At 61.7% G+C, this 8,719-nt stretch carries 6 protein-coding genes and 1 pseudogene; 5 read left to right on the top strand and 2 right to left on the bottom strand.

The genetic code is table 11. From position 1 onward, the window contains the following. Window positions 1-17: 17 nt before the first annotated feature. On the bottom strand, window positions 18-1,376 hold the full coding sequence (gene gorA / locus LO50_RS18730) for a glutathione-disulfide reductase (RefSeq protein WP_023445398.1): 1,359 nt from the start codon (window positions 1,374-1,376) through the stop codon (window positions 18-20). A 71-nt stretch (window positions 1,377-1,447) separates the two neighbouring features. On the opposite strand from gorA, the gene LO50_RS18725 reads away from it, so the two are divergent. After that, window positions 1,448-1,870, top strand: a complete 423-nt coding sequence (locus tag LO50_RS18725) for a VOC family protein (RefSeq protein ID WP_023445399.1) — start codon at window positions 1,448-1,450, stop codon at window positions 1,868-1,870. Between the two features lie 46 nt (window positions 1,871-1,916). On the opposite strand, the gene galU is transcribed toward LO50_RS18725, so the two are convergent. Next, window positions 1,917-2,756 (bottom strand): UTP--glucose-1-phosphate uridylyltransferase GalU, encoded by an 840-nt coding sequence (galU, locus tag LO50_RS18720; RefSeq protein WP_014820237.1) that lies wholly within the window; start codon window positions 2,754-2,756, stop codon window positions 1,917-1,919. Window positions 2,757-3,361: 605 nt separating this feature from the next. On the opposite strand from galU, the gene LO50_RS18715 reads away from it, so the two are divergent. The 4 genes and pseudogenes from LO50_RS18715 to LO50_RS18700 form a co-directional block, all read left to right on the top strand. Further along, window positions 3,362-4,984, top strand: a complete 1,623-nt coding sequence (locus LO50_RS18715) for a methyl-accepting chemotaxis protein (RefSeq protein WP_044315952.1) — start codon at window positions 3,362-3,364, stop codon at window positions 4,982-4,984. Between the two features lie 221 nt (window positions 4,985-5,205). Beyond that, window positions 5,206-6,594 carry an oxygen-independent coproporphyrinogen III oxidase gene (hemN, locus tag LO50_RS18710; RefSeq protein ID WP_014820239.1) on the top strand — a complete coding sequence of 463 codons (1,389 nt, stop codon included), beginning with the start codon at window positions 5,206-5,208 and terminating at the stop codon, window positions 6,592-6,594. 155 nt (window positions 6,595-6,749) lie between these two features. Next, on the top strand, window positions 6,750-8,387 hold the full coding sequence (locus LO50_RS18705) for a VRR-NUC domain-containing protein (RefSeq protein ID WP_044315951.1): 1,638 nt from the start codon (window positions 6,750-6,752) through the stop codon (window positions 8,385-8,387). Then, window positions 8,384-8,719: pseudogene (locus LO50_RS18700) on the top strand (ATP-dependent DNA helicase); the annotation flags it as partial. The gene LO50_RS18705 and the pseudogene LO50_RS18700, both read left to right, overlap by 4 nt.

The raw sequence follows: 8,719 nt of genomic DNA, 5'->3' as shown, positions 1-8,719 counted from the left end.
CGGCTGCCAGCATGCTTTCAGATCGCCGCCGGTGTGCGCATGGTGACGAACTCTTCGGCGGCCGTCGGGTGGATGCCCAGCGTGTCGTCGAACACTTGCTTGGTGGCCCCGGCCTTCAGCGCCACGCCCAGCCCCTGCATGATCTCGCCGGCATCCGGTCCCGCCATATGGCAGCCGAGCACACGGTCGGTCTCAGCATCCACCACCAGCTTCATCAGGCTGCGCTCGAGGCTATCGGTCATGGTCAGCTTCATCGGCCGGAAACGACTTTCGAAGATCGTTACCTTGTAGCCCTGCTCGCGCGCCTCCTCCTCGGTCAGCCCGACAGTTGCCATGTTCGGCAGACTGAACACCGCGGTCGGGATGGTCGTGTAATCGACCTTGCGATATTGCTCCGGCTTGAATAGCCGCCGCGCCACGGCCATGCCCTCAGCCAGTGCGACGGGTGTCAGCTGCACGCGACCGATTACGTCGCCGATCGCCAGAATCGAAGACACCGAGGTACGGTATTCATCGTCAACGGCAATGAAACCTCGGGCATCCAGCGCTACGCCGGCCTTTTCCAGCCCCAGGTTGTCCAGCATCGGACGGCGGCCTGTCGCGTAGAAGATGCAGTCCGCTTCCAGCGTGCGGCCGTCTTCCAGCGTCGCGAGCAGGCTGCCATCGGCCTGCTTGTCGATATGCACGATGTCGGCGTTGAACCGCAGATCCACGCCCTTCTTGATCATCTCGTCCTTCAGGTGATCGCGGAGCGAGCCATCGAAACCGCGCAGGAACAATTCACCGCGATAGAGCAGCTTGGTATCGGCACCGCAGCCATGGAATATCGAGGCGAACTCGACGGCGATATAGCCACCACCGACCACCAGCACGCGTCGCGGCAAGGATTCGAGGTAGAAAGCTTCATTGGACGTGATGGCGTGCTCACGCCCCGGGATCGCCGGCACGTGGGGCCAGCCGCCAGTGGCGATCAGGATGTGCTCGGCCGTGTACTGCTTGCCCTCGACTTCGACGGTATGGGCATCGACCAGACGCGCATGCGCTTGCAGCAGGGTCACGCCGCTATCCACCAGGATGCTGCGGTAGATGCCGTTCAGTCGCTGGATTTCCCGGTCCTTGTTGGCAATCAGGGTCTTCCAGTCGAAGGTCGCGCCGTCGATGGTCCAGCCGTAGCCCTGTGCCTGGCCAATGTCTTCGGCGTAATGCGCGCCGTAGACCAGTAGCTTCTTCGGCACACAACCGACGTTGACACAGGTACCGCCCAGGTAACGGCTTTCCGCAACCGCCACCTTCGCGCCGAAACCTGCAGCGAAGCGCGCCGCACGCACGCCACCGGAACCTGCACCGATGACAAATAGATCGAAGTCGTAAGCCATGTAATGTTGTCTCCTTCTGTAGCGAACAGCATAACCCAGGCTTTCGGCCTGAATCACCGAAGGAGTGCCGCATGCGCCCTACCCTCACCCACCTGGCTCTGCACGTGCCCGATCTGGACGCCTGTATCGCGTTCTATGAGCACTTCTGCGGCATGCACGTGTTTCACGAGCGCCCCGGAAAGGGCTCACGCATCGTCTGGATGGCGGAGCCTGGAAAAGAGCGCGAGTTCATCTTCGTGATGATGCCGGGCGGCAAGGATCGATCGCTGGCGATGGACGACTACAGCCATTTCGGCTTCGCGCTGGCCAGTCGAGAGGAAGTGGATGCGGTTGCCGACCTGGCACGCAGGGAAGGCTGTCTGATATGGGAGCCGCGCGACGAACCCTATCCGGTGGGCTACTACTGCGGCTTGCGCGATCCTGCGGGCAACTATGTCGAATTCAGCTACGGGCAGCCGCTTGGACCGGGTGCCGAGGATATGCCGGAGCCTTGAAGCAGGCCCGGAAGTGACTGGGCCACCCTTAGGTGGCCCAATTGCTTCAGAACGCCTTGCCGGTCAGGTAGAAGTGCTCGTAGCAGAAGTTGGTCGCCGCGATGTAGCCCTCGGCGCTACCGCAGTCGAAGCGCTGGCCCTTGAACTTGTACGCCAGCACGCAACCATCCTGAGCCTGGCGCATCAGCGCGTCGGTGATCTGAATCTCACCGCCCTTGCCCGGCTCGGTCTGCTCGATCAGATCGAAGATGTCCGGAGTCAGGATGTAGCGACCGATGATCGCCATGTTGGACGGCGCATCTTCCGGCTTGGGCTTCTCGACCATGTGGCTGACGCGGTAGATGTCGTCGCGGATCATCTCGCCGGCGATCACACCGTATTTGCTGGTCTCTTCCGGCGGCACTTCCTGAATGGCAACGATCGAGCAGCGGAACTGGTTGTAGAGCTTGACCATCTGCGCCAGGACCGGATCGCCATTGAGGTTGATGCAAAGGTCGTCAGCCAGGACCACGGCGAACGGCTCATCGCCGATCAGCGGGCGGCCGCTGAGAATCGCATGCCCCAAGCCCTTCATCTCCACCTGGCGGGTGTAGGAGAAGCTGCATTCGTCGATCAGGCGGCGAATACCGACCAGGTACTTTTCCTTGTCGGTGTTGCGGATCTGGTGCTCCAGCTCGTAGCTGATGTCGAAATGGTCTTCCAGCGAGCGCTTGCCACGCCCGGTGACGATCGCGATCTGGTTCAGCCCCGCCGCCAGCGCCTCTTCAACCCCGTACTGAATCAGGGGCTTGTTCACCACCGGCAGCATTTCCTTGGGCATGGCTTTGGTTGCAGGAAGAAAACGGGTGCCATATCCGGCAGCGGGAAAAAGGCATTTCTTGATCATGTGAGTCCTTGAAATAAAGGTTCCAGTCGATGCACTGCCATCGAGAACAGCAGCTGCCTTGCGGTGTTGCCCGGCCATGCCGGCGTAGAGCCTACGACCATCGTTTTGCAGCGGGGTTCGCAGCGACATTCACGCTCGATGCAGATTATGTGCCTGCCTCTCGGAGGCACTGGTTTCGCTGCTCCGGCGGGTCGCCACGCTAATGGCGGTCGGGGCGCTCTGTAAAGCCATCTGTCGGTGTTTTTCACCGTGCCAGTGAGACCGAATAACCGGACGCGCAACCACGAATACCCATAGCCAACGATCATTACACCTTTGTCGCACCTTGCACCGAAAGAGAGCCGGTCGACCCATGACCTGAATCAGGGAAATGTGCAATTGCACTGTTGTCGGTCGCCCGAAGCACTTCTCTCGTGCCGAAAAGCAATACCATAGCGCCGCCCAATAATGGCGCATGGCTATCACCTGCGGTTGGTTTCAAGAATACGCACAGCACGCCGATATCAGCAGGTGACTGCCTGCTCAATGCTGCGCCGCAAGTATCGGCAGCGCAGCAGTGCTGCAATGGCAGCTGACCCCGCGTGGCAGTAGTACTAAGGAAAACCATGAACAACAGCTCCGCCTCCCGACAAATGTCCGTGCAGACAAAGATCAACCTGGCCCTCGTGCTGGTCCTGGTGGCGATCATGTCTGCCTCGTTGTTCTTCTCTGCCAGTACGGAGAAGCGGCTCGTGCTCCAGGTTGTGGAGCAGCAGACCAAGGATGCCGCCGACTCCTATTTCGATAGCATCAACACCATGATGCTGACCGGCACCATGGCTCAGCGAGAGGTGCTGCGGAACAAGATCCTCGCGCGCCCAGGCGTTATCGATGCGCGCATCATTCGCGGGGAAGAAGTCACCAAGGTGTTCGGCCCTGGCTATGACCACCAGGCCCCTGCCGACGCGCTGGATCGCCGCGCGCTGAGCGGCGAGGCGATCATCGAGGTCAACAAGCAGAACGGTGGCCGTGTGCTGACCGTCATCAACCCCATCCTGGCCCACGCGGACTACCGCGGTACCAACTGCCTGACCTGCCACCAGGTGGGCGAGAACACGGTAATGGGCGCTGTGCGCATCAGCTATGACCTCAAGGCGCTGGACCAGGAAGTCGACCGCAACATCATGATCAGCGGCGGGATTCAGTTGCTGCTGCTGTTCATCGGCGTGGTGGTCATGTGCCTGACCGTGCGTCACGTCATCATCCGCCGCATCACTGCCATGCGCCACACCATGAATACCATGGCCGAGGACGAAGACCTCAGCCTTAGCGTCGAGGTGGGTGCGAAGGACGAAATCGGCGCGATGGGCGATGCCTTCAACCGCATGATCGGCAAGTTCCGCCATAGCCTGGAGGCCGTCGCGGGCGTTACCCATCAGCTCAGTGATGTCTCCGATCGGGTATCCCATGTTGCAGAGAAGACCCTGGCTGCCGTCAACGAGCAGCGCAGCGAGACCGACATGGTCGCCTCGGCGATGAACGAGATGAGCGCGACCGTGCAGGAAGTGGCACGTAATGCCAGCCAAACCGCCACGGCATCGACCGGCGCCGACAACGAATCAAAAGCCGGCGTGAAGGTCGCCACTGAGGCACTGGACGGTATCGAAGTGCTGATCGCCGAGATCGAGAAAGCCGCCCAGGTCATCCAGCGGGTCGAGAGCGACAGCGCCAGCATCGACATGGTGCTCGGCGTGATCAACGGCATCGCCGAGCAGACCAACCTGCTGGCGCTGAACGCAGCCATCGAAGCGGCACGCGCCGGCGAACAGGGCCGCGGCTTTGCGGTGGTGGCAGATGAGGTACGTACCCTGGCTTCGCGCACGCAGAAATCCACCGAAGAAATCCAGGCCATGATCGAACAGCTGCAAAGCGGCGTTCGCAATGCGGTGCAGGCCATGAGCGAAGCACAATTGCGTGCCCGGTCGGGTTCACAATGCGTCGAGAAGGCTGCCCAGAGTCTCGCCGTGATCGCCGACGAAGTCGGCACCATCAACGAGATGAACACCCAGATCGCAACGGCTGCCGAACAGCAGAGTGCGGTTGCCGAAGAGATCAATCGCAACATCACGACCATCAGCCGTATTGCGGACACCACTTCGGCTGACGCATCCCAGACCTCGCAGATCAGCGACGAGCTGGTGCGTCTGGCAACCGAGCTGAACCGTCTGGTCGGCCAGTTCAAGCTCTGACCACTGCGGCGCGGCCTTCCCGGCCGCGCCCGGTACGCATTTCGAATCGCCCAACGGTGCGGTTCGGAGTGCCGCCGGGGCGCTATTCTTGATCTGAGACAGTCGGCGCGCCGGACCGAATCGTCCATAATCCGCGTCCATGACCTGCCTGAGCCGGACACACCCGAGGGTGACACCGCGTTCCGCGCCGGACTCCGAATTCAACTTTAGGTAAAACGAACATGGACCAACTGCCGAGCTTCGACCGCGCCCTGGTCGAGAAATACGACCGTCCAGGTCCGCGCTACACCTCCTACCCCACGGCCCCACAGTTTCACCAGGCCTTCGCCCAGGATGATTACCGTGCCGCCGCCGCACGCAGCAATCAGGCGCAAACGCCCAAGCCGCTGTCGGTGTACATCCACATTCCGTTCTGCAAGAGCCTTTGCTATTACTGCGCCTGCAACAAGATCATCACCCACAAGACCGAGCGCGCCGTCGAGTACCTCGAATACCTCAAGCGCGAGATCGCCATGCAGGGCGAACTGTTTGATCGTTCGCGCAAGCTCACTCAGCTGCACCTTGGCGGTGGCACACCCACCTACTTCACCAGCGAGCAGCTGGCCGACCTGATGGCGTGCCTGCATCAGGCGTTCAACATGGATGACAGCGACAACCACGAGTTCTCGCTGGAGGTGGACCCGCGCACCGTCACGCCCGAGCAGATCCACGGCCTGCGCAAGCTGGGCTTCAACCGCCTGAGCTTCGGCGTGCAGGATTTCGACGAGCAGGTGCAGATCGCCGTCAACCGCATCCAGACCGAGGAACAGACTCGCGAGCTGGTCCAGGCCGCCCGCGACGCACAGTTCAAGTCCATCAGCGTCGACCTGATCTACGGCCTGCCGCTGCAGACGGTGGCCAGCTTCGACACCACGCTGGACAAGATCATCGACATTCGTCCGGACCGCATCGCCGCTTACAGCTATGCCCACCTGCCGGAGCTGGTACGCGCACAGAAGCTGATCCGCCCAGAGGACATGCCACCGCCGGAGCGCAAGCTCGAACTGCTGGAACTGACCATCCAGCGCCTTACCGCCGCCGGCTACATCTATATCGGCATGGATCACTTCTCGCTGCCGGAAGATGAGCTGGCCCTGGCGCGCGCCAATGGCACGCTGCAGCGCAACTTCCAGGGTTATTCGACCCACGCCGATTGCGACCTGATCGGGCTGGGCATTTCCTCCATAGGCAAGGTCGCCGACAGCTATAGCCAGAACGTCAAGGAGCTATCGCAGTATTACGCGCGCCTCAACGAGGGCATGCTGCCGGTGCAGCGCGGCTACAAGCTGAGCGACGATGACTGCCTGCGCCGTGACGTCATCGTGTCGCTGATGTGCCATAGCCGCGTCGACTACCGCCAGATCGAACAGAAGCACGGCATTGATTTTCGGGAATACTTCGCCGATTCGCTGGCAAAACTCGCCGAACCGGTGGCCGATGGCCTGGTCGAGCTGCACGACGATGCGCTGGTCCTCTTGCCGCAAGGACAGCTGATGATGCGCAACGTCGCCATGGCCTTTGACGCCTATCTCGGCGGTGAGCAGCGCGGTCGTTTTTCACGCACGGTCTGACCTCGCCAGGGACGTCACAGCAGGCGGCACCTAGCCGCCTGCTGTAGCTGGTGAGACTTCCGCTGATCACCGGGCAATTGCCAAACGTCGCTCAAACTGTATAAATAGCCAGTCTTTGAGCGGGCCGCGCGCGCCCCAGCTGCAGCGGATGTGCAATGCGTCAGGCCCTGGAAAATCCCTTCTACTACCTCGAAAACTTCCGACAGGTTCTGGCTTGGGTGAGTCGTCACCACAGTGATCTGCTGGATGAAACCGAGCTGGTATTTATCGAGCGTTTCGCCCTGTTGCCGCAGCCTTCCCAGGCGCTGCTGGTGCGCATGGTGATGCGCAAGGGCATGCTGTTTCGAGCAAGCAAGCTGCGCTATCCGGAGATTGGCTGCTCGCGTCGCGCGGTAGAGCCATTGATCGATCAGGGGTGGGTCGATGCGTCTTCGGCCCTGACGCTCGAGCAGCTATTCGCTTTGCTGACCAAAGGCGAGCTGCTGCAGGTGTTCGGGTCGTCTGCATCAGCCAGCCTGCGCAAGGCCGAGCTGCTGGATAAGCTGCGCGCCGACCACCAGATGGCCAAGCCGTTTCAGGCATGGTGCAGCCAGATCGAAGACGCGGTATTTGCGTTATGCATCGACGAGCTCTGTGAGCGCCTGCGTTTGCTGTTCTTCGGCAACATCCATCAGGACTGGTCCGAGTTCGTTCTGGCCGACCTCGGCATCTATCGTTACGAGCAGGTCGTCTTCTCACCCAGCTCCCGCGCCTTCAACTGCCGCACCGAGCTGGATGCCTATCTGCATCTGCATCGCTGCCGCGAGCGTTTCGATACCGGCGAGCCATTGAGCGACGTGCTGGCCGGCGTGCCCGATGAGCCCTATGCCAACGCCTGGCTGGAAAGCCGCCGCGGCAAGCTGCTGCTGCGTATCGGCCAGCAGTTCGAGCGCATCGGTGACCTGCCGGAAGCCCTGCGCCTGCATGCCTCCAATAGCTATCCCGGTGCCCGCGAGCGCGCGATTCGCGTGCTCGAACGCTGTGGCCAGCCTGCAGCAGCGCTGGAGCTGCTGGATCAGGCGCAGGCTGCGCCGCAGAGTGAGCACGAACTGCAGCAACTGCAGCGAATCAAGCCGCGCCTGCAGCGCAGCCTGGGTATCCCTACGCTGCGCTCACTCAACCGCAAGCCGGAGCAGCTCGACCTGATCCTGCCCCGGGCCGGCTGTAGCGTCGAGCATGCGGTGCGCGAGCACCTGTCGATACCAGACGCGCCGGTCTACTACGTCGAGAATGCCCTGGTCGGCTCGTTGTTCGGCTTGCTTTGCTGGGACGCGATCTTCGCACCGTTGCCCGGTGCGTTCTTCCACCCTTTCCACTGGGCGCCGGCCGATCTGAATCGTGCGGATTTTCATCAACGGCGCGCCGACCTGTTTGCCGCCTGCCTGGCCTGTCTCGACAGTGACGACTACCGCGACTGCATCTGGCGCACCTTCCAGGCAAAGCTCGGCATTCATAACGCGTTCGTTGCCTGGGGGCTGCTCGACGAGGAGCTGTTGACCCATGCCCTGACGTGCATTCCCGCCGCGCATCTGAAGCTGATGTTTCAGCGCATCCTCGCCGATGTCAGCGGCAATCGTACTGGCCTGCCGGACCTCATCCAGCTGTGGCCCGAAGAACGCCGCTACCGGATGATCGAGGTGAAAGGCCCGGGCGATCGCCTGCAGGACAACCAGAAGCGCTGGATCGATTACGCCCATCAGCATGGCCTGCCTATCGCGGTCTGCCATGTGCAATGGGCTGAGGTCATGGCGTGAGCTATCGGGTCGCGGTGCGCGCGCTCTGCGAATTCACCGCCAAGGTCGGCGATCTGGACCTGCGCTTCACGCCCTCGCCCACCGCGTTGGAAGGCATCGCCGGCCATGCCCAGGTCACCGCAAGGCGCGGCGAGGGCTACGAACGTGAAGTGGCTCTGGAGGGCCAATACGGAAAACTCATGGTGCGCGGCCGCGCCGATGGCTACGACCCGGCGCGGAATCGCCTGGAGGAAATCAAGACCTTCCGCGGTGATCTGGAACGTCAGCCGGCCAACCATCGGCAATTGCACTGGGCGCAGGCGAAGATCTACGGCTGGCTGCTATGTCAGACG

Source organism: Stutzerimonas stutzeri, assembly GCF_000935215.1.
Classification (GTDB): Bacteria; Pseudomonadota; Gammaproteobacteria; order Pseudomonadales; family Pseudomonadaceae; genus Stutzerimonas.
This window is presented reverse-complemented; position numbering and strand designations above follow the sequence as displayed.

Excerpts from the sequence above, each read along its gene's own strand:
- gorA (WP_023445398.1), bottom strand. The coding sequence starts at position 1,376 with ATGGCTTACGACTTCGATCTATTTGTCATCGGTGCAGGTTCCGGTGGC.
- hemN (WP_014820239.1), top strand. The coding sequence starts at position 5,206 with ATGGACCAACTGCCGAGCTTCGACCGCGCCCTGGTCGAGAAATACGAC.
- LO50_RS18715 (WP_044315952.1), top strand. The coding sequence starts at position 3,362 with ATGAACAACAGCTCCGCCTCCCGACAAATGTCCGTGCAGACAAAGATC.
- LO50_RS18705 (WP_044315951.1), top strand. The coding sequence starts at position 6,750 with ATGCGTCAGGCCCTGGAAAATCCCTTCTACTACCTCGAAAACTTCCGA.
- LO50_RS18725 (WP_023445399.1), top strand. The coding sequence starts at position 1,448 with ATGCGCCCTACCCTCACCCACCTGGCTCTGCACGTGCCCGATCTGGAC.
- galU (WP_014820237.1), bottom strand. The coding sequence starts at position 2,756 with ATGATCAAGAAATGCCTTTTTCCCGCTGCCGGATATGGCACCCGTTTT.